The following is a 26,001-nucleotide window of genomic DNA, read 5'->3' on the forward strand; positions in this document are numbered from 1 at the left end:
CTGCTATGTGCGGCATTGCCGGTATAATATCACCCAACCCCAGCTTAATCAGTACTGCCCAACTTCAAAAAATGGCAGGCGCTTTAGCGCACCGCGGCCCCGATGGTGAAGGATACTGGATCAATAATAACCAATCAGTTGGCTTTGCCCACCGCCGGTTATCTGTTATTGATTTAAGCGAAGCCGCGGCACAGCCCATGCATTATTCTACCGGTGGTTCCCCCGCATCAGCCCAACGGTATACCATAACCTATAATGGGGAGATCTATAATTATCCTGAGATAAAAAAAGAACTGCTATCCAAAGGATACATTTTCCGTACCGAATCGGATACGGAAGTAATACTGGCGGCATACGATTGCTATAAAGAAGACTGCCTGCAATATTTTGACGGCATGTTTGCCTTTGCCATTTGGGATGAAGCGGCGCAAACCCTATTTGCGGCAAGAGACAGGTTTGGGGAAAAGCCTTTTTTTTATTTTTTTGACGAAGCCAATAACACTTTTCTTTTTGCCAGTGAGATGAAGGCCCTGTGGGCAGCGGGAATAGAAAGAAATGTGGATGAGGAAGCCCTGCTCTATTATATCGGGTTAGGGCTTACACAGTTCACGGTGGAAAAGCACCGCACTTTCTATAAAAAAATATACGCACTTTCACCCGCACATTATATGAAATGGCAGGTTAAACACAGGCATATAACAGCCTGCCGCTACTGGGATATTGATAAAGACAACACGAATCCACGCACTGAAAAAGAAGCGGTAGAAATATTCAGGTCGCTTTTTTTTACCTCCGTAAAAAGAAGACTGAGAAGTGATGTACCCGTAGGAACCAGCCTGAGCGGAGGTTTAGATAGCGCATCTATTGCAAGTGTTATACACAGCCTGATGCCGGGAGATAAAAGGTATAAAAGTTTTTCAGCCGTTTTCCCGGGTTATGAAAAAGATGAATCGGCACTTATACAGGAAGTAGTATCTGCGTTTGGATTAGCGCATTTCACGGTTTCGCCTACGCATTCCTGTTTGATTGATGCCCTGGAAAAACTGTGTTATCACCATGAGCAGCCTATAGGATCGTCCAGCGTGTTTACACAGTATACCGTATGCCGGTTGGCCAAACAGCATGGTATTAAAGTGCTGTTAGACGGCCAGGGGGCCGATGAAACCATTGGCGGGTATCCAAAATATATACACTGGTGGCTGCAGGAAATGCTAAGGCATAGAAAAATGGCACAGTTTAAAAGCGAAAGAAAAAAATTAACAGATAATCGCATAGCTTTTGAGTGGGGCTATAAAAATCATATAGCGGCATATGCACCCGGACTCACCGCCCTGCTGCTTCAAAAAAGAGAAAATAAAAGGTTAAGCGCCAATACGGAAATAGAACCTGCGTTTTTACGTGCGTTTAATAGCGGAGATGCCTCATGTAAACCTTATATCACCAGCCTGAATGATATACTGTACCACAATACCATGCAGCACGGGCTGGAGGAATTATTAAATTATGCAGACCGCAATTCCATGGCCCACGGTATGGAACTGCGCCTGCCGTTTCTTAATCATGAATTAGTGACCTTTCTTTTTTCCCTGCCTGGCAATTACAAAATAAGGCACGGCTATACCAAATGGATACTCAGGGAAACAATGAAAAAAGAATTGCCCGCAGCCGTTACCTGGAGAAAAAATAAAATTGGTTTTGAACCTCCTCAATTGCATTGGATGCAGCAGCCCGCTTTGCAGGAGCGCATCCATGATGCCAGGCAAAAACTTTCGGCTGCAGGCATTCTCAGCAAAGCTGTTTTAAAAACGCCGGTTCGGCCACAATCCGCTTATGCACCGGAGAATAACGACTGGCGTTATCTTATCGCATCCACTTTATTGCAGCAGTAAGAAAACGACTACATAGACACAGTAGAAGCACAATAGAAGAAAGTAACTCATGTGTATCTATGTGCCTATACTCCTATGTGTTGAGAAAAAATGGCCACAAGGACACAGTAGAAACATAGCAACACAATAGAAGAAAGCCAATCCCTATGTGCTTCTATGTGGTGTTCACTAACATCCAAAACGCACGTTATTTTTGCTTCCGCAGCGTTTCATATATTTCGCTGTTGCCATAAGCGTCTGCCTTAATGGTATGCCAATGTTTGCTGTCTTCCACTTTTATAAAATAAGCCGTATTATCTCCGGAAGTGATTTCAGTAACGCCAAACGCTTTTTTGTCAGGATAAGTTCTTTTGATCTCCGACAAAATATTCATCGGAAGTAAAGAAGGGTCGTAAAAGCGCATAGAAGCGGTGATTCTTCCGTTTTTATTGTAATACACAATATACCTTACATCTGACTGAAAAAAACGAACGGAATATTGATCATTCGCTTCGTGCCAGCTTACATTTTGGGCATCGCTAAACGTTTCACGAAAAGCTTTAAGTACTTTTTCTGTAACGGATGGCGCATTGGCATACGCGCCTGCCGACATCAGGGCAACAATGGCCAGAACAACTATCTTTTTCATAACATTTCATTTACTTGAATAATTAAAAATCAATTAACGGATCAAAAATAGAAAGCGCCCGTTTATTTAAAAATGATACTACGCCAGCGGAAGCATCAAGATAAGATGCCGCTCACAGAAAACAGGCACGCTCTGTTAACGCCTGTGCATGAGAGGCTGTAACCCTTATCTGCAAAGGATTTCAGCAACATTGCCGATTGTTACTCAGCCCGGGTTAACTTTGTGTTAAACTGGAATTCCGGAAAAGAACTTGATAAGTTGAAACTCATTTCATTTTCGCATCTTTGCATTTCATTCTATACAAATATGAAACCAGCTACAAAATTCATTCACGCCGGTGTGCATCCCGATCCTTCCACCGGCGCTATTATGACGCCCATTTATCAAACATCAACTTTTGTGCAGGATGGCCCTGGCAAACACAAAGGATACGAATATGCCCGCACGCAAAACCCTACCCGCACACAATTGCAAAACGCACTTGCCGCCGCGGAGAATGGAAAATATGGCATCAGCTTTGGCAGCGGACTTGCAGCAACAGACACCTTGCTGAAACTTTTTAAGCCGGGCGATGAAATTATCAGTACCAACGATTTGTATGGCGGCACGTACAGGCTCATGAGAAAAGTGTGGGAACCCTACGGATTAAAATTCCGGTTTATTGATATGAGCGATGCCGGTAACATCAGTACATACATTACGCCCGCTACTAAAATGATATGGTTAGAAACACCTACCAATCCATTGATACGGATCATTGATATTAAGGCCTGTGCGGCTATTGCAAAGAAAGCAGGCGCGGTGCTGGCAGTAGACAACACCTTCGCGTCTCCCTACCTGCAAAACCCGCTTGACCTTGGGGCCGACATTGTAATGCACTCTGCCACCAAATATATTGGCGGGCACAGCGATGTAGTACATGGATGCATTATTACCAATGATAAGGAAATAGCGGACCGGTTATATTTTTTACAAAACGCGTGTGGCGCGGTGCCCGGTCCGCAGGATTGTTTTCTTTTGCTGCGCGGATTAAAAACGTTGCATGTACGTATGCAGCGGCATTGCGAGAATGGGGAGCAGATCGCACATTTCCTGCGCCGGCATCCCAAAGTAGACAAAGTGCACTGGTGCGGTTTTGAAGATCACCCTGGTTATGCGATAGCCAAAGCACAAATGCACGGCTTTGGCGGTATGATCAGCTTTGAGCTGAAAGACAATACGCTGGCTGCGGCAGAAAAGGTACTGTCATCTACAAAGCTTTTCGCCTGTGCGGAGTCGTTAGGTGGTGTGGAATCGCTCATCGGCCATCCGGCCAGCATGACGCATGCTTCCATTCCAAGAGAAGAAAGGATAGCAAACGGCCTGGTAGATTCCCTGATCCGCCTGAGCGTTGGTATTGAAGATGCGGAAGACCTGAAAGCAGACCTGGCGCAGGCATTAGGATAAGGGTATGATGGATGATACCATTAAAGATTTTATGAACAGAAAGGCGGATGAATACAATCATCCTTCCTTTATTACCGGTGATCCTGTTTGTATTCCCCATGCCTTTACCAAAAAGCAGGATATAGAAATAGCAGCGCTGTTTGCCGCCATTTTGGCCTGGGGCAACCGTACCACTATTATTGCCAAAAGCAAATTCCTGATGCAGCTCATGGATAATGCCCCGCATGATTTCTGCCTGCATGCAGGTGAAAGGGAATTAAAAAGGTTACTGGTATTTAAGCACAGAACATTTAATGCAACAGACATTTTATATTTCGTTGAATTTTTAAAATACCATTATACACATCATGCTTCTTTGGAAGCAGCTTTTACCCAATGGATGCTACCGGAAGACAGTACTATAGAAAACGCCCTTCGTGGTTTTCATCATTATTTCTTTTCCCCCGAAGATGCACCCGCACGTACGCGAAAGCATATTGCCTCTCCGGAAAAAAAATCTACCTGCAAAAGGCTCAATATGTTTTTAAGATGGATGGTAAGAAATGATAACAGGGGCGTTGACTTTGGACTATGGAAAAACATATCTCCCGCACAACTCATTTGCCCTATTGATGTACATGTAGCCCGTGTGGCCAAACGTTTTAACATGGTAACGCGCCATCAAACCGACTGGCTGGCGGCATTAGAATTAACGGAACATTTACGGCAACTTTGTGCAAATGATCCGGTGAAATATGACTTTGCTTTATTTGGATTAGGTGTTGTTGAAAAATTTTAATCATGGATAATAAATTAATTACCTTACTGCAGAACTACCTGTCAATTGATCTGCACGATCCGTTAGATGAAAAGGAGCTGCTACTGCGTATACAGAAAAAAATAAGTGAACTGATTGAAAATAATTTCCGGGGATTGATCAATATATTGTACCGCATAGATGTTAGCGAACAAAAGTTAAAGCAATTATTACAGGAAAACGGGGATGAAGACGCGGCAGCTATTATTGCCGGCTTAATTGTAGAGCGACAAAAAGAAAAAATAAAAAGCCGTTATGATACTAAGTATTTTGATAACCCCGATGACACAGAAGACAAATGGTAAGTTATCTTAAAACCAATACACAAATGATCGTTTACGGAATACCGAATTGCGACTCAGTGAAAAAAGCAATCCTGTGGCTGAAAAAAGAAAAAATAGACTTTACGTTTCACAATTTCAGGGAATCGGGCATAACAGCCGCTAAGCTCAATGCCTGGAGTAAACAGGTGGGCTGGGAGCAGGTACTCAACAAAAAAAGCACCACGTGGCGCAATTTAACACCCGGGCAACAGGCCGCGATAACCAATCAAAAAGCGGCAGTTCAGGTAATGCTAACGCATCACAGCATTATTAAACGCCCGGTTATTGAATATAGCGGGAAAATAATGGTTGGTTATAATGAAGCACGCTATGTACAGGAGCTCAAATAGAGTACTACGTCCTGGTAAATGGCAAATATGTTTTACTCCTGTGCCAGACGTGAAAAGAGAGACGTGAAGGAAGTCCTCCTTCATATAGTCAATCATTTTTGACCTCCTGCGGTTATTGCCCAATCTCAGCTACGGTTCTGTTTTTATATAGGATTTTCTTTTAAAATTAAGGAGTACTTTATCTGTGTGCCGATAACAAAGGGTTAACGAAAGAATAGAGTTAAACGGTTGTTTAATTTAAACGATTGTTTAATTTCGCGCCCGGAATAAAATCTTTTATGAAAGACAAAAGGGTACACATATTAGATGCCGCGGAGCAGCTTTTTGCGGAGAAAGGGTTTGAGGGTACTTCTGTAAGAGATATAGCAGGGCAGGCAGGGGTCAATCTTGCTATGATCTCCTATTATTTTGGATCAAAGGAAAAATTACTGGTAGCGCTTATTGCCCACAGATCGAGCTACACCCACGGTATTTTGGAAGAAATAAATAAGGATGACCAGTTGTCTCCCTGGGATAAGGTGGAACGGCTTATTGACCTGTATGTAGATAAGATCGTAAACAATTACAAATTTCATTGCATCATGACGCTGCATCTGCCTACCATACAATCAGATGATATAAGAGAAATGATCACTGATATTAAACTGAAGAACTTCGAACAGATAAAAAAGATCATTACGGAAGGTCAAAAGCTGAAAGTGTTCAGGAAGGTAGATATGGAACTTACTGTTGGCTGCATAATGGGAACGCTTACCCAGGTTACTTTATCCAAAAGCTTGTATTGCAGGTTAATGCATATTGACAAAAATGATGAGGAAACGTACAGCAAAAAAATGATCCCCAAACTAAAAATACACCTGAAAGCATTGCTGAAAGCCCACCTCGATATAAAAAGTCAGCATTAAAAAGCTCAACTATAGTACAATATGAAAAAATCAGCAGCCGTACTACTCTTTTGGGTAACGGGAATTTTTCAATTATATGCTCAAACCAAAATATTAAATCTCCGGGATGCAGTAACAATGGGCATCCGGAACAGCAAACAATTAAAGCTCCGCACACTGGAAATGGAGCAGGCTATATCGCAGGAGGAGCAGGCTAAAGACGCTTCACTCCCATCTGCCAAAATAAGTGCTGGCTACAACCACGCACTGATGCTTTCGCAAACATTTTACCTGCCAAGCACTAATAGTAATGATCCTCAGAAATTAAGTCTGCCTTTTGATAATATTTTATACCAGTCTTCACTCGGCATTAACCAGCCTGTTTTTGAAGGCAACCGGTTGCGGTATGCCAGGCAGTCGGCAAACCTGCTGCTGCAAATAAGCAGGCTGAATGTTGAATCGGATAAAGAAGAAGTGGCTTTTGATATTATTCAATCGTATATCAATTACTATAAGCTGCGGCAGAACCAGAAGATACTTGTACAAAACCTTAAAGACATAGAAAATAAACTCGCTGAAATTAAAAAGTTTGAAGCGCAGGGGCTGGCCACAAAAAATGATGTATTGCGGTTTGAACTGGAAGCATCAAAAATGAAGCTGAACGCAATTGAGCTGGATAATAACCGGAAAATAGTTAACTATAACTTAGATATATTGTTAGGTCTGCCCGACAGCATTGTTATTGAAGAAGAAGATGTGGGTTATAAGCTGGGGGTAAATAATTCGTTTGAAAATTTCCTCGAGCTGGCATTGAAAGACCGTAAAGCATTAACAGCGCTGCAATACCAGTTGAAACTTACTGACATCGGCATAAAAAAAACACAGGATGAAAAATTGCCAACCGTAAGTGCGGGTGGCAATTTGTACTTCATTAATCCATCCGGAAATATTATTCCCAAAAACGGCGGCTACCTGGCGCCTTTTATAGTGGGCGTAAATGTGGCCTGGGATATTAGCAGCCTGTATAAAAATAAAAACAAGCTAACCGAATCAAAAATTCAGAAACAGGAAGCTGCCGGCAGGTATGATATGATGCGGGATCAGATCAAAACGGAAGTAAATCAAAGTTACCGGCAGTATAAACAGGCACTGGAAAAAATAAGTGTTCTACAGGACGCTATTGCACAGGCTACGGAAAACGAGCGCATCATGGAATCGAAGTTTCGTAATAACCTGGCTACTACTACCGACCGGATTGATGCACAAACCTTATTGTACCAATCACGCATTGGTCTGGAGCTCGCTAAGTGTGATGCAACGGCAGCCTGGTATACGCTTTTGAAATCAACCGGGCATATTGAGCCATAACCTAATCCAAACAAGGCTTAAAGCTATTTTATGAGTGAAAAAAAACAAGCGGAAAAAAGCAAAGGAAAAAAAATCATCTTCCCTGTTATACTGGCGCTCGTTCTGATTGTGGCGTTGATATTTACGCTGAGAGAATATTTTTATTTTCAAAGCCATGAAGTAACAGACGATGCGCAGATAGATGCCGACATCAGCCCTGTAATAGCAAGAGTGAGCGGGTATGTAAAAGAAATACGCTTTACCGATAACCAGGAAGTTAAGGCCGGTGATACGCTGGCTATATTAGATGACCGGGATTATAACATCAAACTGCAACAGGCAGAAGCAGGCCTGGCATCGGCCAGGCAATCGGTAATCGTATCCCGTTATGCGGTACAGGAGTCCGAATCTGGTATTGCTACCGCCAGGGCCAATGTGGAAGCCGCGAAAATAAAAGTATGGAAGGCTTCTGAAGATTACAACCGTTATAAAAACCTGTTCAGCGATCATGCGATTACCAAAGCACAATACGATGGCGCAAAAGCCGAAAAGGAATCGGCGGAGGCAGCCTTGCTTGTTGCTCAAACCCAGGTGCCGGTAGTTAATAAAAAAGTAAGCACCAACGAACAGCAGACTATGGCAATGGCGTCTAATATCGCCGGCAGGGAATCTGATGTAGCATTTGCCAAACTGCAATTATCGTACACGGCTATCATTGCCCCTGCAAATGGCATCGCCTCCAAAAGAAATATTCAGTTAGGTCAATTAGTGCAGGCCGGTCAGCCCATGCTTGCCATTGTAAATGATAAAGGCATATATGTAACTGCCAATTTTAAGGAAACACAAATGCAAGACCTGAGGATTGGTGAAAAAGTAAACGTTCGTGTGGATGCTTATCCGGATTCGGCGGTAAAAGGAACGGTAGCATCCTTTGCAGGCGCTACCGGCGCAAAGTTTTCTTTACTTCCGCCCGATAACGCTACCGGTAATTTCGTAAAAGTGGTGCAGCGCCTGCCGGTAAGGATAGAACTGGATCCGAATCCTGCTTTAATGGAAAAGCTGCGACCCGGAATGAGTGTAAAAGTTGTGGTGCATACGAAGTAGCGGTGAGTAGTGAGTGGTGAGTGGTAATACTGGGTTTAGTTTCATAGAAAAAAATATTCAAAAAAAGCGATGGCGGAGCATGGCTTAAGAAAATGGATCATTACGCTTACGGTAATCATGGCTTCATTACTGGAGCTAATTGATACTACCATTGTGAATGTGGCGTTGCCGCAGATCATGGGCAACCTGGGGGCAACGCTCGAAGATGCGGGGTGGCTGGTAACGGGTTACGCGGTAGCCAATGTAATTGTGCTACCCATGTCGGGCTGGCTGGGCGACCGGTTTGGAAGAAAGAACTATTTCATAACCTCTATCATTTTATTTACTATCGCTTCCGTGCTTTGCGGTAATGCCACCGGATTGTATGAGCTGATCGCTTTCCGCATATTACAGGGGCTGGCAGGCGGTGGAATACTTTCTACAGCGCAGGCTATATTATTAGAAACCTGGCCACGCGAAGAGGTAGGTATGGCTACCGCGCTGTTTGGACTGGGCGCAGTGGTTGGTCCTACCATAGGACCCACTATCGGGGGCTATATTACCGACCATTTTAGCTGGCCATGGATCTTTTATGTAAATGTGCCTGTGGGCGCCCTGGCAGTATTCCTGGTTTCGATGTTTGTAAAAGAATCTCCCAAATATGCCAAAGGACAACCCATTGACTGGTGGGGTATCTGCTTTCTGGCCATTGGGGTGGGAAGCCTGCAGGTGGTGCTGGAAAAGGGAGAGACCGAAGACTGGTTCGCTACACCTTATATAGCGGTGCTTACCATTAGCGCTGTTGTTGCCGCTGTTGCTTTTATCTGGCGGGAACTGCGTACCAATCACCCGGTAGTAAACTTCAGGATACTAAAATACCGAAGCTTTAGTGTGGGCATCTTCACTTCCTTTTCGCTGGGCTTTGCTTTATATGGCTCTGTATTCATCTTCCCGGTGTTTTGCCAGAACCTGCTTGGTTTTTCGGCGCAGCAAACCGGCGAATTATTGTTTCCCGGTGGTGTGGCAACCATATGTATGATGCCTTTTGTAGGTATGATGCTGAAACGCGGTGTGCCTGCCCAGTTTATGTCTACTATAGGATTCGTATTGTTTTTTGTGTTCAGTCTCATTATGTCAAATGCTACGCTGGAGTCGGGTACCCATTATTTTTTCTGGCCTTTGATTATACGGGGTATTGGCATGAGTATGCTGTTTGTTCCGCTTACTACACTGGCTGTGCAGGATTTGCACGGAAAAGATATTGGCCAGGGCACAGGCTTGAACAATATGATGCGGCAGTTAGGCGGCTCTTTTGGTATCGCCATTCTTACCACGCTCATTCATATTAAAAGCGGCATCAACAGGAATATTTTATTAGAAAATATTAACCCTTACAACCCGGCTTTTATAGAAAGACAGCAGGCCTATATACAGGGTTTCCAGGGCAGGGGCTATAGCGCTTTCGATGCGCAGCAAATGGCCAACAGGGCCATAGAAGGAGCTGTTGCAAAACAAACCATGCTGGTAACCTATGATAATATTTATTTACTGGTAGGACTGTTTGTGCTTTGCTGCATCCCGATGATCTACCTGCAAAAATTTAAAAAGAATATAACGCTACCGGTAAATGCGCATTAAAAAATCATCGCACAGTATTTTTTTGACTTCTCTCCATTTTCACACTTTCACACTTTCATACCCCTCTTCATCTCACCCTCCTTCCCTTCCATTCATAACTGCTGAAGCTGCCCAAAAAACCCGCTATAACGGTATAGGCTATATGCAATGGCTGAAACAGCGGGAACCAGCGCATAAGCTGCTGAAGGTTAAAATAGGCTAATATCTCTTTTACAAAATGCCATTCAATAAGTGTTTTATAAAAAACAGCCACTGCAAAAAATAATAGCCAGCCGGGGTATACTATACTTCCGGCCAATAAAATAAAAAGGCACAGGTTAAGTATATATACAAGCGCGAGTACAAATACAATGTGCTTGTCTTTATACTGCCCGGTTTTACTGGCCCAGCGGATCCGCTGGTTAATAAAAGCTTTCCAGCTAAGGGCAGGTAAAGTTTCCACGATAACTTCCGGTGCATTCAGGTAAGCAATTCCACCGGGGTACCTGCTGTATATTTTTTGCATAAGCAGCATATCATCGCCTGAAGCAATATGATCAATGTTTTCAAAACCATTTACTTCGTTAAAAATTGTTTTTTTGTAGGCAAGGTTGGCGCCATTGCACATGCTGTGAAATTTTGTATGTACGGAAGCTCCCGTTATACCCTGCAGAATGGCAAAATCTATACTTTGAAAAACGGAAAGCAATGTATTGCCGGGTTTTATTTTTACAGGCGATGCAATGAAAACCGCTTTACTATGCTGGTGAAAAGCGGCAATGGTGCTGATCCAGTTTTTATGGAACGTGCAATCCGCATCGGTAGTAACTATTAAAGTGCCGGTTGCCGCCTGTATGGCCGTTTCTATTGCTTTTTTCTTAAAAGCCATTATTGGCCGGGCGGAGATGGTTTTTTCCTGCAGGGATAATAATTGTATGTTCTGGTTGCGGTAGCGCTGAACGATAGCGGCCGTGCCATCGGTTGAGTGGTCATCCGCTATAATAATTTCTAATAATGCTTTTGGGTAGGATTGCTGTAATAGGGAAAGGATACATTGTTCTATTACGGCTTCTTCATTTCGCGCCGGAACGATCACTGAAATTTTTTCTGCAGCAATAAAATCGTTTGTTATTGTATTATCGAAACGGGGAACCTGTTTCCACCCTTTATGATAATAATGTATCAAAAAATAATATGCGCTCAGCAAAACAAAACTGATGATAAATAATATCATACACACAAATTAGGGCAAATTGCGCTACTATAATAAAGCGGCAATAGCCGCCGTGTTTTTTTCGTGCAATATCCTGTGACCGCAGGGAAGGATATGCACCGTGCAGTAGTCTTCTATACCTTTTTTAAAATGACTGCCTGTAGTATGGCGTATTATCCTGTCGTACCGGCCGTATATTAAAAGTACGGGTGTATTATTCTTTGGAATAAGCGCTTTTATCATTTTTACCCGTGGTCTCAATTTACGCATGGTAGTCCATATGGTATACAATTGCGTTCGCTTATTTTCCTGGTTGAGGTACTGGTGTACATAATTGTATACGCCCATATTAATCATCCCCCTGTTTTTGAGCGTAGTGGTAACTCTAAAAAAAATACCGGGCTTTTTCATAAAGTATTTAAACAACCTGTTGCCCCAGATGGTTTGCGTTGCCAGCCGGTACCAAAAGTTGATTTTCAATCCGTCTGGCGCCAGCAAAATCAATTGCCTTATCCGTTGGGGGATAAGCTGGTATAAATGCAATGCTATCCTGCCGCCCATGCTGTAGCCCATCACCAAAAAAGAGCGCTTATGCATTACAGGTATGGCGTCAATAATCGCTACCAGGTTTTCAATGGTAAATGTCATTCCTTCCTTCCATACCGTTTTTCCGTGCAGGGGAAGATCAACAGCTATAATGGTATATTTATTTTCAACCTGCCGGGCAATAGGTATAAAACTGTCAGCGGTTTCACCGAAGCCATGAAAACAGAGTAATATTTTTTCACCTGTTCCCCATTGCAAACAATGTATTTGCGAACTTTTGTATGGAATGAAAAATGATAACATGCGGTATTTTCAAATGTAGATGAAAACAGGGAAATAAGCATTTGAAACGGGTAGCAGTAATAAAAAAAGAGGCTGCCATGAATGACAGCCTCCTGGTTTCCCAAAGGGGTATAAAAATTCCAAGTTGCAACTTTGTTTACTTAACCCACCACGGTTCAGCGCTGATTTTATCATTTCCCTCGCCAAACTGATTTTTAATTGCCGCGGAAACGTTGGTAGCATTATTGTTATATTCTGCCTCCGGATAAATCCAGCGAAAAGGTATGGCAACCCCTGCAGGCCTGCGGAACGAGGGATAGCCGGTTCTGAGATGGTCAAAAAACGGTCCCCACGGAGATTGCTGGAATGCGCGTAAATAACGCTGCATAATTATTTTTTCAATCTTTTCTTCCGGCGTGGCCGCAGTTGAAAGGTTATTAATTGCTTTGGCAAGATAAGCATCTGCCTTAGCGGGTGTTACATAGCTCCCCAATCCTTTGGCATACGTTTCGTAAAACTTAAAGGATGATTTTACGCCCTGGTTGTAATAATCCACTTCATTTCCTGCAACCCAGCCCCTTACAATGGCTTCTGCAATAATCAATTGTTGTTCGGCATATCCCAACAGCACCAATGGCTCTGTAGTTGGATCTTTATGGTACCTGTTATTTACTTTAGAAGTTTTACCGTTGGCTGCCTTGGTATTTACTTCCGCATAAGGAGCGGCAGGGTCTCCACCCTCATAGGCAGCAAAGTTATCAATAGCCAGGCCACCATCTTCCGCATTTTTGGTTTGCGTACAATAAATAAACAACCGCGGATCTTCACGATCCTGCAGGCGGCGTATAAAAGTAGAATCCATATACATACCGGAGCCATATCCGCTGGAATTGAATTCAGGATAGCGGTTTCCCTGCTGATCAAGGAATACTAATTTTGCATCATCTTCATTACCGGTAAAAAGGGGTTCACTGGTAACAATCTGTGCAAAGGTTGATTTCAGGTTGAAATCAGCATCAGCTTCTTTCTTAGAAAGCAGCAGTAACACTTTCAAACGAAAAGCATTTACCAGTTTACGCCATTTTGTAACATCACCTCCATAAATAATATCCCCTGCAATAATGGTGTTTTCGGCCGCTAATATATCATTAGCTTCTTTCAGTTCGGCCAGGATGCCTTTAAATACATCTTTTTGGGCATCATATACCGGCGGAGCATATTCCGCCTGTGTTTCACCCTGCAAAGCCTGCGAATAGGGCACATCTCCGAAGGTAAGCGTCAGATTAAGAAAATAAAAAGCTCTGAAAAATTTACCCAGTGCAATATAAGCCTTGCTGTTAATGCGTTCGGCTTCTTCCATCATTTTGGTTACATCCCGCATACGGGAATACGCCCCAAAGTCGGAACGATCCCATTTATAATATTGGCCACTGCTTTCGCCATCAGTTTGCACCAGCATTTTCATAGCATAAAGCGAACCGGTACCTGTGTTATATTGAAATGCGTTCCATTGAATTTGAGTGAGTTGAAGCTGAGGGTGCGTTTCCGTTACCCGGTTAGGGTCAACATTTATTTCTGCCAGATCTTTTTTGCAGGAAGCCAAAGCAAAAAAAGCAGCAGTAACTATTAATAGTATCTTCTTCATATCGTTCTAATGCTTTAAAGTGTTTATAAACTTGAACTATAATTTCACATTCAGCGAAAAGCCTACATACCTGGGTGACGGGTCTTGTAAGTCGCCGTCATTACCAGTACCATAATCAGGATCAAGCAATGGAATTTTTTTCCATATCAGCAGGTTATAACCAAATACCTGGGCATTCAGTCCTTTAATCCAGGTACCCAGATTAATTACTTTTGCCAGATCATAACCAACCGCAACTCTTCTTAGTTTAAAAAATGAACGGTCGAAGGTATTAGCGAATTTCTCGTTCTCTTTTTCAGTTACCCTGGCCCTGTAAGGATATTGCTGCCCCCAGGTTTGCCAGCTCACGGCTGTTTTATTAGGTGTGTAAGTTCTGGTATCGGATATTACATTACCCAATACGTCACGCTGCAGTTCTCCGCCTGTAACCACTACTCCCTCCGGAACGTAAACCGGTTGCCCCGCGGCATATTCGGCTGCCCGAAACTCTGTTGAACTCGGATGTTTTCCTCCCCACCACATTTTTTCTACGGTAGTTGAGTTCATAATACCACCCCATACGCCATCTATATCTATTCCAATATCAAAGCCTTTGATATTGAACTTATTCATTAATCCTAATCGCCAGGACGGATCCAGGTGACCGAGATTCTGTGCAAAAGCATCTCTGATAGGCAATCCATTGGCACCCAGGATCAGCTCTCCTGTTGCGCTTTTTTGCCAAACCGTAGCATAATAGCTATCAACTCTTTCACCCAACTTAAGGTTGCCAAATTTGGGCTGATCTCCATAAATCTCTGTAATTTTCTTTACATAGGTAGACCAGTTAGCCGCAATACTCCAACTGAAATTTTGCCTTTTTATAGCTTTATAACCAGCTACTATTTCAAAGCCATTGGTTGTATAAACATTGCCATTAACCTTCCGGGATGTAAAGCCGGAAGCCTCTGAAATTCCCAAATCAATAATCTGGTTTTCATCCTTTATATTATAATAGGTCAGATCTAAGCTCAGCCTGTTATTAAGGAAGGCAGAAGACAACCCGATTTCATAAGAAGACGATTTTTCCGGAAGAATGTTCGGATTAATAATGCCTGCAGGATAATATACCGAAGGCGTACTACCGTAAGTAGTCCCTTTATTGTAGGCGGAATATATACTGTATGGATTTAAATCGCTTGATACCTGCGCCCATGAAGAGTATAATTTCAAATAATCAACAAATGACGGCATCTTGATATACTCAGAAACCATAGTACTCAACGAAACGGATGGGTAAAAATAAGAATTATGTTTCACCGGCAAGGTGGATGACCAGTCATTTCGGGCTGTAAAACTTAAGAAAACTGCATTGTAAAAATCCAGATTAGCGGCTCCATAAACGCTTCGGATTGATTTTTCCTGCAAATAGTTACTTGCCTGTACCGGTCCTTGTGTATTGTTAAGGCTGTATACAAAAGGAACGATCAAACCATCGGATGATTGGTATTCCTGTGAATAGTTACGGTTAAATACCGAAGCGCCGGCATTGATACCTACCTGGAAATTCTCTGAAACCTCTTTGCTGTAAGATGCCAGTACGTCTGCATCAATATTCAATTGTGAAGAGTTCCATATTTTGTAATCACCATTCCTCGAATCGCCATAGTTCATATAAGACTTGGGACTTTTCATAGACTCGAAATTGGAAACATTTCTGCCTGTTCCGCGCACCTGGATATTAAGGTCTTCTGTTACCTTCCACAACGCTTTCATTTGCAAATCCACTACATCCCTGTCCTGTTTCTGCTCCAGTTCGTACGAAGCAAAGTATGGATTGTTATACCAGGCGTAGTTATAATTAGCCTGACGGTATCCTTCAAGTCCGGGTACGTACATATGATTTTTCAGATCCTTTCCGTTTACGTCATCACTCATCCAGATCAGGATTGTATAAATGTGATTTTTGGGACCATATCCATATCGCGGATAATTTGGAGAAGATACCTTATTATAAGAAAGCGAACTTTCAATTGTTAGATTTTTAGAAATATCAAACGCGGCATTGAAGTTAAGGCTACCTGTAGTGAGAGACATATTGGGAACCTGCCCCTTCTGGTAAGCATATTTTCCGGAAGCGTAGTACCGTGCTTTTTCACCTTTGTAAGCAACAGAAAAATTATTGGTAGTTACAAAACCTGTTTGCAGGAAATCTTTAAGGTTGTTATGGTAAACAAAGTCAGTAGGCACACGCTCATATTTTGAACGGTCATCATATATGGTACCTTTTACATCTCCGTACCATTCTATAGTTTCTCCGGTTTGTTTATTCCTGATTGGGCTGTTCCATTGCGGAACTTTAACACCGGCGTTGAGTTTAGGACCCCAGGTCATGTCACCATCGGAGATGCCACCATCGGCGCCATCCCAGAATTCATATAGTCCGTTCGATCCGCTACCATATTCCGTTTGGGTTTTTGGGAAGGCGGCAAAACCGGCTGTGAACATGTTATTGGTAGTAAAATTAACTTCCATCCCTTCTTTTTTTGCATTCTTAGTGGTGATTAGTATGGCTCCATTCTTCCCTCTTGAACCATACAAGGCAGATGCGGCAATACCTTTCAGCACATTAATGTTTTCAATATCTTCACCGGAAACATCATAAAAATCCGTTTCAACCGGAACGCCATCAATAACAATGAGGGGATTCTTTCCCCTTAATACAAACGAAGGTTTCTGAAACATACCCGTAGGATTGGTGACAGTAAGACCTGCCACCTGCCCGGATAAGGCAGTGCCGAGGTTCATAGTACGGGAGTTGGACAATTGCTCCGTATTTACTTCCTGGGTAGTAAAACCCAATCTTTTTTTCTGTTGTTTGATTCCAATCGCAGTCACCACCACTTCACTGAGGTTACGTGTATCTTCTTTGAGTTCTACAGCTACAACAGCTCCACTAACTGCTACTTCAGTGGATATATATCCTATTCCACTTATTACAAGCACATCGCCTCTTTTGGCATCAATAGAAAATTGTCCTTCCGATGTGGTTAAAGTACCCCTGGTCGTGCCTTTTATCGTAACGGATGCACCCTCCAGCGGGTTTTGGTCTTTGGAAGAAGTTACTCTTCCGGTAACGGTTTGTTGCGCGAGAGACAGTAATGGCAGGGCCCATAATGCCAGCATGGCGATGCCTATTCGCCAGATACCTAACTTTTTGCTCATAAGCGTAGTTTTAAATTTTAGAATAATAAAGGTCACAGGTGAATGTAAAATAATGGTTAAGGGAATTGGAAACTATTATTAATTGTTTGTTAATACTAAAAATAGGTATTTCTTTGAAAAACAATAAGTAAACGTTAAAAAATAACTCAAATATTTTTTTTATTACTAAGAAACTGACCTAATGAGTATTACACTAATGTTAAATTAACCTCTCCTGAATGGATTAAATTATAAAGTCCAGGAATAGTTTACCCTTTGTAAACATTAGCCCATTCTTTTATTTTTTAATTAGCGTCCCTTCTGATATAAATAGTAACTCTTTTTTACTTTTTTGCTGCATGGGAGCAGACGTTTTATTGTTGGGTACTTTTTTGAGGTTTAGCTTTCTATACCTATACAAGGACGAAGCGTAGAACTTCCTGCTTTTCAGCATTAAAACCGCATATTTAAATTTATATGTTCTCCGGGCAGAAAATATCCCTCCAAGCTTTTCAACTCTGCACCAATTCCTCACTATTTCTTAACGCCGGCTTAATATCATAGTAATGTGAAGCAGCGAAATTTGAGAAACATATTTCTCATGGATAAACGCCCCGTTGATGTTGTTGTTATATCCGATGTGCACCTGGGTACCTATGGGTGCAAGGCTAAAGAACTAAGCGCTTATCTTAAAAGTATTGCGCCTTCCGTGCTTATTCTTAATGGCGATATTATTGACGCATGGCAGTTCAGCAAAAGCTATTTCCCTGCCGCTCATCTCGGTGTTATAAAAGAGCTCATTCATTGTATCACCAATGGTACAAGCGTATTTTATATTACGGGTAATCACGATGAAGTGCTAAGGCGCTATTCCGGTTGCAGGGCGGGTAACTTTATGCTAACCGACAAGCTGGTGCTGGAAATAGACAATAAAATGACCTGGGTATTTCATGGTGATGTATTTGATAACACCACTAAAGGGAGCGCTAAATTCCTGGCCAAGCTGGGAAGTACCGGTTATGGCGCATTAATACTGGTTAACCGGTTTATCAATACGGTTCTAAGATGTATGGGGCAGGAGCGGGTCTCGCTTTCAAAAAAGGTAATGGAAGGTGTAAATAAAGCGGTTACAAAAATTAATGATTTTGAATTGACTGCCGCGGAACTGGCGATTAAGAAAAAGTACGATTATGTTATTTGCGGACATATTCATAAACCGCAAAAAAGAGTAGTACATAATGAAGAAGGCAATGTTACTTATATGAATAGCGGCGACTGGATAGAGCATTGCACGGCATTGGAGTATTATAAAAAGGAATGGAAGCTGTTTCAGTTTGAAGCGGCTGATTTCCCGGAAATAAAAGTGGAGAAAGAAACACCTCAGCCTAATGTAGTTACAGATGAGGTTAGCTATTATACCAGTTCGCTAACGGGATAGGATGGGAGAGTGGTGAGTAGTAAGTGGTGAGTAAAAATTGATTGTATGAAGATATTCTATGCTATTCAGGCAACGGGTAACGGGCATATCAGCAGGGCCATGGAATTATTGCCTCACCTGCAGCAATATGGAACGGTAGATATATTCTTAAGCGGCGCTAACAGCAGTCTGCATCTTGATGCACCCATAAAATACAGGAGCAAAGGGTTAAGTTTGTTTTATACCTGTAAGGGAAGTCTTGATTATTTTTCAATGATAAAAAAGATTTCGCCGCTTCATATCAAAAAAGAAATAGCGGCTTTACCTGTGGAAAAATATGATCTTATAATAAATGATTTTGAATGTATAACCTCGCTGGCCTGCCGGCAAAAAAAAGCACCTTCCATTCATTTCGGGCACCAGGCGAGTTTTATGTCGGCAAAAACACCCCGTCCGGTTCAACGAAGCCATATCGGTGAGTGGCTCCTGAAAAGCTATGCGGGCGCCACACAATATATGGGACTGCATTTCAAACAATACGATGATTTTATTCTTACGCCGGTTATTAAATCTGAAATATGGAATGCCCGTCCGTTCAACGATAATCATATAACCGTTTATTTACCCTCTTACTGCGATGGCGATATCCGTAAATTTTTTGGGAAACTTACTTCGTACCGGTTCCAGGTTTTTTCAAGAGAAGTAAAGGTTCAAACAAGGCAGGGGCATCTCACTTTTATACCGGTAAGCAAAGAAAGATTTGGCGAAAGCCTGATCCATTGCGCCGCGATTGTTTGTGGAGCGGGTTTTGAAACACCTTCGGAGGCCCTGCATTTAAAGAAAAAAATAATGGTGATGCCCATCAAAGGGCAATATGAACAGCAGTGCAATGCGGCTGCCCTGCGGCAACTGGGAGTAAAAACATTACCACAACTTCCTGAAAATTTCAATACCATTTTTGAAGAATGGTATGCTGATGCACAGCCCGTTGATATTTCATTTCCATACGATGCCGGCCAAATTACTGCGTTGATGATGCAGAAAGCCGCTTCATACCTGTAGTTTTTCCGCACAACCACCTTTTCCTGCAAACATTACAGGTGTACCAGTCCGGCTTGCGGTAATAAAACCGCAGCCATCCCCAACACACCGCCTGTTACGGAAGCCACGGCATCCATAAAATCATACCTGCCTTTCCCGGTAATTTTTGAGAACAATTCAAAACCATAGCTAATAGTAATGACCATTGCCAGTGCCATTATGGATGATAAAAAGATATTTGTTGGCCAAAGCCACCAGCTAATTGCCTGCAACAGGGCGCCCATTGCAACACCAACCAGGAAATGCCTCCATTTATCGGGAGCTATTTTTTTGATCATGCGTTTTTATTCCCACATTCCCATTTGAGCAGGGATGCATTGAAAACTTTTCCGGTGAAAAGGACTTAATCCATGTGCAATAATGGCTTTCCGGTGTGCCATTGTTCCATACCCTTTATTATTATACCAGTTGTACTGCGGAAAATCTTCATGCAGCTTCATCATGTATGCGTCCCTGCAGGTTTTGGCCAGTACGCTGGCAGCAGCAATTGAGGCATAAATACCATCGCCTTTTATGATGCAACGGTGATCAATTTTTTGATAGGCATGAAACCGGTTACCATCAATTAATAGCAATTCAGGTATAATGGTCAGCCCGTCTAAAGCCAGGTGCATGGCTTTAAAAGAGGCATTTAATATATTGATCCGGTCAATCTCTTCATGGTCCACGCTTGCCACATTCCAGGCTATCGCCTTTTCTTCAATATATGTTCTCATTTCGCTGCGCTGTTCCGCGGTTAGCTGTTTGGAATCATTGAGCACAGGGTGAAAAAAATTGCGGGGTAATATTACGGCTGCGGCAAACACAGGCCCGGCCAGGCATCCGCGCCCCGCTTCATCGCAACCTGCTTCAATATATATATCCTGGTAAAACGCCTGTAACATATAATCGTGCTGCAATGTTAAGAATAAATACTTTTGCAGTTATGAACAAATCGCTTTCACCCTCACCCAACAGGGCGGTGGCCTGGTGGTTATTAACAGGTGCGGGTATGATTATGATACAGGTATTGATTGGGGGCATTACCCGTCTTACTGAATCCGGACTCTCCATTACAGAGTGGAAACCCATTACAGGCATGTTACCGCCTGTGGGCGATATAGCCTGGCAGACTGAATTTGATAAATACAAGCAAACCGACCAGTTCAGATACCTGCATTCCAACTTTTCATTATCCGACTTTAAATTTATTTTCTTCTGGGAGTGGTTTCACCGCTTCTGGGCCCGGTTGCTGGGCATTGTTTTTATGGTGGGGTTTGCATGGTTCGTGCTGAAGAAAAAATTTAAAAAAGAAATGATTATTCCCCTGGTTATCCTTTTTTTGCTCGGCGCTTTGCAGGGCGCTATTGGCTGGATAATGGTAAAAAGCGGGCTGGTACCTGAAAAATACTTTGTAGGGCATATTGAATTAACAACGCATTTTGTAGCGGCCTTAGGCTTACTGGTATATACTTTATGGTTTGCCCTCCGTTTGCTGGTACCGGAACAACAAACCGTGCATAACCCTGCGCTAAAAAAATTTACGGTTGCGCTGCTGTTACTACTATTTGTTCAACTTTGCTATGGCGGCTTTATGGCGGGGCTTAGGGCAGCCACTGTTGCGCCTACCTGGCCTACGATTAACGGCGAATGGCTTCCGGCAACATTATTCAATGTACAAGGATCAGCAAACCTGGTAAACAACCCCTTCATGGTGCATTTTATTCACCGCGGCTTGGCTTACCTCATGGTTATACTCATTATTGCCTGGTTTGTTACCATACAAAAAACCGCTGTATCACCCTGGCTGAATAAAACCAAAGTGTTACCGCTGGTACTGGTGCTGGCGCAGGTGCTGCTGGGCATATGTACCATTTTGTATTCGCCTGCTGCTAATGCATTGGTTTGGTTTGGCGTATTACACCAGTTTACCGCCATGCTGCTGCTGGTATCACTGGTGTGGGTGCTATACCTGGTGCGGAAGTAAAAGGGGCATTCACAGTATAGCGTTATGTCAAACATGAAATGAGGCTGCCCCAAAAGGACTGGCATAGAAGATGTGCCACTAAGACACAAGGATGCAAAGTCCTAACTTCAGGTTTTATTTTTTTCGTGTTCCTGCCTAAAGGCAGGTTGGCTTGTGGCAAAATATTACTTTTCAGACAGCCCCTATAATATACAGGCATAATTTGATTGCCTTAACACTATTGTAATAGTTATACAGGGTCGTTGTTTTGTTGGCCCCTGTTAATAAGGAAAGATAATAGCGGTTAACGGTATATTATTTTAAGGTCTTCTGCGTTAAATATCAAAGTATTATATTGCGTTAATGCCTGCTGCTTCCAACATAAAAGTATATATAAAGGGTTTTTATTACTCCTTTCCTGTTCAGCTTTTCATTCTTCATCTCAGGCGTTACCAGTTGCTCCTTGTTTTCTGGTTCATTTTAGCCAGCGCTATCCATGGCGATTTTATGAGCGCTTTTGGCGCCGATTCTCTTTTCCTGGCGCCTGAATACCTCGGGGAAGTGAACGGGCTCAGTATGGCCATAGTGGGCATGGCTACAGGTATTTTTATTATGAGCTGGAACATCACTACGTTTATTTTACACAGCAACCAGTTCAAATTTTTAGCTACTACTTCCAAGCCTTTTTTAAAATACTGCATCAACAACGCGGTTATCCCGCTGCTGTTCCTCCTTTTCTATTTCTGCAAAAGCGTTTATTATGATGTGCATAATGAACTGCTCCCCATAGGGAGCGTTATGATACTGGTAATGGGGTTTTTATCAGGACTGAGCTTCGCTTTCATCATTTCCTTTTTATACTTTTTCAGAACGGAGAAATCCATGATGCGTACGATGGAACCTGTTTTCAGGGATCCCAAAGCATTTGCCGCACAGTTTGGCATAGGCGGCAAACATTTTCATGAGAAAGGAATATTGCGTGTTGACTGGTTTTTTAATACGAGGATGAAGTTGAAAAAACCGCGTAACGTAGCCCATTATTCGCAGGAGTTTATTGATACTGTTTTTAAAAGGCACCATTTTTCCGCTGTCATATCCATCATCGTGGCTTTCCTGTTCCTGGCCATTATAGGTATGCTGATGGATAAACCTTTTTTTATTATCCCTGCCGCCGCGGCTATCCTGTTATTCTTTTCTGTACTGATTGCCGGTTCCGGGGCGCTCACCTACTGGCTTAAAAGCTGGGCATTTCCTACTTTACTGCTGTTGGGCATAGGATTGAATTTTTTATTTGAAAAAGAGATTATTGATCCGCGCAACAAAGCTTACGGTATCAATTATACGAACCGCACGGAGCGTCCTGTTTACGACAGAGACAGCATCATGCAATTGTGTACGGTTGAAAAAATGGATGCAGACAAGAAGAACATGATTGGAATCCTGGAAAGATGGAAGCTCCGGCAAAAAGAAGCGCTGCCTTTATTGTATGTAATAAATGTAAGCGGAGGCGGTACGCGGTCGGCTACATTTGCCCTGAATGTAATGCAGCAGTTAGACAGTATAATGGGTGGGGAGCTGCTCAAAAAAACCTTTATGATCAACGGTGCCTCCGGAGGTATGCTGGGGGCCGCTTATTACCGCGAACTGTTTCGTTTAAAGCAACAGGGCGATTCCATTCATTTGCAGGATCAGCAGTATGCCGATAATATATCCAAAGACCTGTTAAACGCGCTGTTTTCTTCCTTTGTAACCCGCGATCTTTTTGCTCCTGCGCAGCAATTCAGGGCAGGGCGCTTCAGTTATATTAAAGACAGGGGCTATGCTTTTGAAGAGCAATTCAACCGCAATACAGGCAAAATACTCAATTACACTTTAAGAGACATAATGGAAGATGAAAGCGATGCGAAAATCCCGCTTATGCTTTTTAATGCCACTATTACCAGGGATGGCCGTAAAATGATCTTCAGCACCCAGCCTGTTAGTTTTATGATGCGCAATTGGCCCGATTCGGCAGCCGGTATAACCGCCGAGCCGGATGCCATTGATTATGCCGCTATGTTTAAAAAGCAGGATCCGTTTAGCCTCCGGCTGCTTTCTACCTTACGCATTAATGCCACTTTCCCGTATGTGCTGCCCAATGTATGGCTGCCTTCCACACCTATTATTGATGTAATGGATGCGGGCATGCGTGATAATTTTGGGCAGGAATCTTCCCTTCGCTTTTTGCATGTTATGGAAGACTGGATAACGGCTAATACAGGCGGAGTGGTATTTATACAAATACGCGATCGGAAGGACAGTGAATGGGATGAAGGGTATGAAGATCCCAGCATTACAGGAATGTTTACAAAGCCCATTATGACCCTGCAGCATAACTGGATGAAGATGCAGGACTATTATCATGATGAAATGATCCAGTATGCGCATACCGGGTATACGTTTCCCTTTAACAAAATTACCTTTTCCTATACCCCATTGCCTAAGCAAAAGGGAGCGGCCTTAAATTTTCATCTTACCCGCAATGAAAAATTAGATATCAGGAGAGCGCTGCACTCGGCATCCAATATAAAAGCGTTTAAAAAGATTGGTTTTTGGCAAGCCGGCGCGCCGAAGGCCGTATCAGGCGGAAGGCATCCGGAACAACCCTGATGTCAAAGGATGACGCCGTAGGCTTAGGATCGCCATCAATATGAAGCGGGGCTAAATCAGGGTTTTTGATATGAAGGTGCTTTGTCTGATAATAGATAATTCCCTCTTTCTTATAGTGTGTTTCGTTTACTTTTCCCATCCTGATCTGGCGCAGTACCGCAAGCAGCATATGCGGCTTGTTCATTTTCTGCACAATTACAATATCCAGCAAACCATCGTTAAGATTAGCTTTGGGAGCAATAGTAAACCGGTTGCCAAACTGGTTGCTGTTGGCTATGCTGATAAAAAAAGCCTCGGTAAAAAGGGGCGTATCATTTGCTGAAATTTCAAAATGATAAGGCGTGGCTTTTAAAAAATTGCTGTAGGTCTGCCTGATATAGGTCAGTAACCCTCTCCTGTTCTGTTTTGCAAAATCATGGGCTACCTGTGCATCAAAGCCCAGTCCGCTAAGCATGCACGAAAAGTTATTGTTGATTGTAAAAGCATCGGTAAGTACCGGTGTGCCGGTAAAAATAAGGTCAATAGCCCTGCGGGGATTCTTTGAAATGCCGGCGCAAAAAGCAAGTCCGTTGCCGGAGCCGCAGGGAATAAGTCCAAAATTAACGTGGGTATCTCTCAGGTTGTGTACTACACTGCTTATGGTGCCGTCACCGCCAGCCACTACAATGTCTGTTACACCCTCGTGCAATATTTTAGTGCGGATAGCACTGTAATTGCCTTCCCCATTGGTAGGATAAATTTCAAAATCCACTTCCGCCGCAGTAAGCTTTTTTTCAATCAGCCTCCCTATGCGGGACTTATTGCCTGTACCTGCAATTGGATTGAGCAAAAAAATTATCCTTCGTTTCATTCCTTCAAACTGTGCAGCTTAAATAGCAGTAAGGTAAGATGCATGGCATGAACAGGATGAACTTAAGCTCTTTGAGAAACTTTTTTCTTGCTCTTCAATGCCTGGGTAATAACCGCTGACAGGTTTTGCAGCGTAGGTTTTCCTTCAAAGCGTTCTCCATTAACAAAAATGGCGGGCACATCTGTAACCCCTGCATCTACAGCCTGCATCTGGTCATCTCTTACATACCATCCGAACTTTGAATTCATCAAATCATCAAGGAAGTGTTTGCGCGTAACGCCTACATCACGGGCATAGCCTTTGAGGCTGATAGTACCTAAATTACGCTGGTGATGCAGTAAAATATTATGCATTTCCCAAAACTTTCCTTCCTGTCCTGCAGCAATGGCAGCTTCCGCAGCTTTGAATGAGCGCTGGTGAATACGGGTAAGCGGAAAATGGCGAAAGTTGTATTTTATCTTCCCCTTATATGTTTCCAGCAATTGCTGCATTACATCGTGAATTTTGGCTGTATCAGCACTTTCATAATCACCATACTCCACAATAAGTACTTTTGCATCAGGATCGCCAACAATCATCTCTTTTGGTGGTATTATCTTTTCTTCAACTTTAAACTTCATAACCCAATCTTTTTATGATTAACCCAATAATGTCAAAATAGATGCCATTTCATCCTTCCTGACGTAAACCTGTATAATATAAGGTAAAGATCAACAATTTTATATGATTTTCAGCATATTAACCGAATATACAGTATAATGACATATTGTCTTAACATGGTTACCGCTTTTTAACAAAAAATCTGGT

The 26,001-nt window shown here is 42.7% G+C and carries 22 protein-coding genes; 13 read left to right on the forward strand and 9 right to left on the reverse strand.

Features of this window, described 5'->3' with window-relative positions:
• Positions 1-5: 5 nt before the first annotated feature.
• Positions 6-1,889 carry an asparagine synthase (glutamine-hydrolyzing) gene (gene asnB / locus VL121_RS09890; protein ID WP_325404724.1) on the forward strand — a complete coding sequence of 628 codons (1,884 nt, stop codon included), beginning with the start codon at positions 6-8 and terminating at the stop codon, positions 1,887-1,889.
• 187 nt (positions 1,890-2,076) lie between these two features.
• Here the strand turns inward: asnB and VL121_RS09895 are convergent, their stop codons facing one another.
• The gene (locus VL121_RS09895; RefSeq protein ID WP_325404726.1) at positions 2,077-2,517 is read right to left on the reverse strand and encodes a hypothetical protein; all 441 of its coding nucleotides are present in this window, start codon (positions 2,515-2,517) and stop codon (positions 2,077-2,079) included.
• A gap of 306 nt (positions 2,518-2,823) precedes the next feature.
• Here VL121_RS09895 and VL121_RS09900 point away from each other — a divergent pair, with 306 nt between their 5' ends.
• From VL121_RS09900 to VL121_RS09935, 8 genes are all read left to right on the forward strand, one after another.
• A complete protein-coding gene (locus VL121_RS09900; protein ID WP_325404728.1) occupies positions 2,824-3,963 on the forward strand; it encodes a cystathionine gamma-synthase in 1,140 nt (379 codons plus the stop codon).
• Between the two features lie 31 nt (positions 3,964-3,994).
• Positions 3,995-4,741: a TIGR02757 family protein gene (locus VL121_RS09905; RefSeq protein ID WP_325404730.1), complete on the forward strand. Its 747-nt coding sequence runs from the start codon at positions 3,995-3,997 to the stop codon at positions 4,739-4,741.
• A 2-nt stretch (positions 4,742-4,743) separates the two neighbouring features.
• Complete coding sequence (locus VL121_RS09910; protein ID WP_325404732.1) at positions 4,744-5,064, forward strand: hypothetical protein; 321 nt, start codon at positions 4,744-4,746, stop codon at positions 5,062-5,064.
• A 23-nt stretch (positions 5,065-5,087) separates the two neighbouring features.
• On the forward strand, positions 5,088-5,432 hold the full coding sequence (locus tag VL121_RS09915; RefSeq protein ID WP_325405171.1) for a Spx/MgsR family RNA polymerase-binding regulatory protein: 345 nt from the start codon (positions 5,088-5,090) through the stop codon (positions 5,430-5,432).
• Between the two features lie 278 nt (positions 5,433-5,710).
• On the forward strand, positions 5,711-6,337 hold the full coding sequence (locus VL121_RS09920; RefSeq protein ID WP_325404734.1) for a TetR family transcriptional regulator: 627 nt from the start codon (positions 5,711-5,713) through the stop codon (positions 6,335-6,337).
• Between the two features lie 21 nt (positions 6,338-6,358).
• Positions 6,359-7,684: a TolC family protein gene (locus tag VL121_RS09925; protein WP_325404736.1), complete on the forward strand. Its 1,326-nt coding sequence runs from the start codon at positions 6,359-6,361 to the stop codon at positions 7,682-7,684.
• 30 nt (positions 7,685-7,714) lie between these two features.
• On the forward strand, positions 7,715-8,767 hold the full coding sequence (locus VL121_RS09930; protein ID WP_325404738.1) for an HlyD family secretion protein: 1,053 nt from the start codon (positions 7,715-7,717) through the stop codon (positions 8,765-8,767).
• 69 nt (positions 8,768-8,836) lie between these two features.
• Positions 8,837-10,384 (forward strand): DHA2 family efflux MFS transporter permease subunit, encoded by a 1,548-nt coding sequence (locus VL121_RS09935; protein WP_325404740.1) that lies wholly within the window; start codon positions 8,837-8,839, stop codon positions 10,382-10,384.
• Between the two features lie 67 nt (positions 10,385-10,451).
• On the opposite strand, the gene VL121_RS09940 is transcribed toward VL121_RS09935, so the two are convergent.
• The 4 genes from VL121_RS09940 to VL121_RS09955 all read right to left on the reverse strand — a co-directional run bounded on the left by VL121_RS09940 (position 10,452) and on the right by VL121_RS09955 (position 17,253).
• Positions 10,452-11,597, reverse strand: coding sequence for a glycosyltransferase (locus tag VL121_RS09940; protein WP_325404742.1), 1,146 nt, complete (start codon positions 11,595-11,597; stop codon positions 10,452-10,454).
• Positions 11,598-11,624: 27 nt separating this feature from the next.
• Positions 11,625-12,425 carry an alpha/beta fold hydrolase gene (locus VL121_RS09945; protein ID WP_325404744.1) on the reverse strand — a complete coding sequence of 267 codons (801 nt, stop codon included), beginning with the start codon at positions 12,423-12,425 and terminating at the stop codon, positions 11,625-11,627.
• Positions 12,426-12,561: 136 nt separating this feature from the next.
• On the reverse strand, positions 12,562-14,049 hold the full coding sequence (locus tag VL121_RS09950; protein WP_325404746.1) for a SusD/RagB family nutrient-binding outer membrane lipoprotein: 1,488 nt from the start codon (positions 14,047-14,049) through the stop codon (positions 12,562-12,564).
• 36 nt (positions 14,050-14,085) lie between these two features.
• Entirely contained in the window at positions 14,086-17,253 is a 3,168-nt protein-coding gene (locus VL121_RS09955; protein ID WP_325404749.1) for a SusC/RagA family TonB-linked outer membrane protein, read from the reverse strand.
• A 580-nt stretch (positions 17,254-17,833) separates the two neighbouring features.
• Here VL121_RS09955 and VL121_RS09960 point away from each other — a divergent pair.
• Positions 17,834-18,670 carry a UDP-2,3-diacylglucosamine diphosphatase gene (locus VL121_RS09960; protein WP_325404751.1) on the forward strand — a complete coding sequence of 279 codons (837 nt, stop codon included), beginning with the start codon at positions 17,834-17,836 and terminating at the stop codon, positions 18,668-18,670.
• Between the two features lie 45 nt (positions 18,671-18,715).
• On the forward strand, positions 18,716-19,711 hold the full coding sequence (locus VL121_RS09965) for a glycosyltransferase family protein (protein WP_325404753.1): 996 nt from the start codon (positions 18,716-18,718) through the stop codon (positions 19,709-19,711).
• A gap of 32 nt (positions 19,712-19,743) precedes the next feature.
• On the opposite strand, the gene VL121_RS09970 is transcribed toward VL121_RS09965, so the two are convergent.
• Together VL121_RS09970 and VL121_RS09975 are read right to left on the reverse strand one after the other, a co-directional pair.
• Positions 19,744-20,028: a hypothetical protein gene (locus VL121_RS09970; protein ID WP_325404755.1), complete on the reverse strand. Its 285-nt coding sequence runs from the start codon at positions 20,026-20,028 to the stop codon at positions 19,744-19,746.
• A 6-nt stretch (positions 20,029-20,034) separates the two neighbouring features.
• Positions 20,035-20,634: a ribonuclease HII gene (locus tag VL121_RS09975; RefSeq protein ID WP_325404757.1), complete on the reverse strand. Its 600-nt coding sequence runs from the start codon at positions 20,632-20,634 to the stop codon at positions 20,035-20,037.
• Positions 20,635-20,675: 41 nt separating this feature from the next.
• On the opposite strand from VL121_RS09975, the gene VL121_RS09980 reads away from it, so the two are divergent.
• Positions 20,676-21,716, forward strand: coding sequence for a COX15/CtaA family protein (locus VL121_RS09980; protein ID WP_325404759.1), 1,041 nt, complete (start codon positions 20,676-20,678; stop codon positions 21,714-21,716).
• Positions 21,717-22,058: 342 nt separating this feature from the next.
• Positions 22,059-24,344 (forward strand): patatin-like phospholipase domain-containing protein, encoded by a 2,286-nt coding sequence (locus VL121_RS09985; protein ID WP_325404761.1) that lies wholly within the window; start codon positions 22,059-22,061, stop codon positions 24,342-24,344.
• On the opposite strand, the gene VL121_RS09990 is transcribed toward VL121_RS09985, so the two are convergent.
• Together VL121_RS09990 and VL121_RS09995 are read right to left on the reverse strand one after the other, a co-directional pair.
• Entirely contained in the window at positions 24,271-25,194 is a 924-nt protein-coding gene (locus tag VL121_RS09990; RefSeq protein ID WP_325404763.1) for a diacylglycerol/lipid kinase family protein, read from the reverse strand. The genes VL121_RS09985 and VL121_RS09990 overlap by 74 nt on opposite strands.
• A 62-nt stretch (positions 25,195-25,256) precedes the next feature.
• Positions 25,257-25,814 carry a DsbA family protein gene (locus VL121_RS09995; protein ID WP_325404765.1) on the reverse strand — a complete coding sequence of 186 codons (558 nt, stop codon included), beginning with the start codon at positions 25,812-25,814 and terminating at the stop codon, positions 25,257-25,259.
• Positions 25,815-26,001 lie beyond the last annotated feature (187 nt).

The organism is Agriterribacter sp. (genome assembly GCF_035497235.1).
GTDB lineage: Bacteria > Bacteroidota > Bacteroidia > Chitinophagales > Chitinophagaceae > Agriterribacter.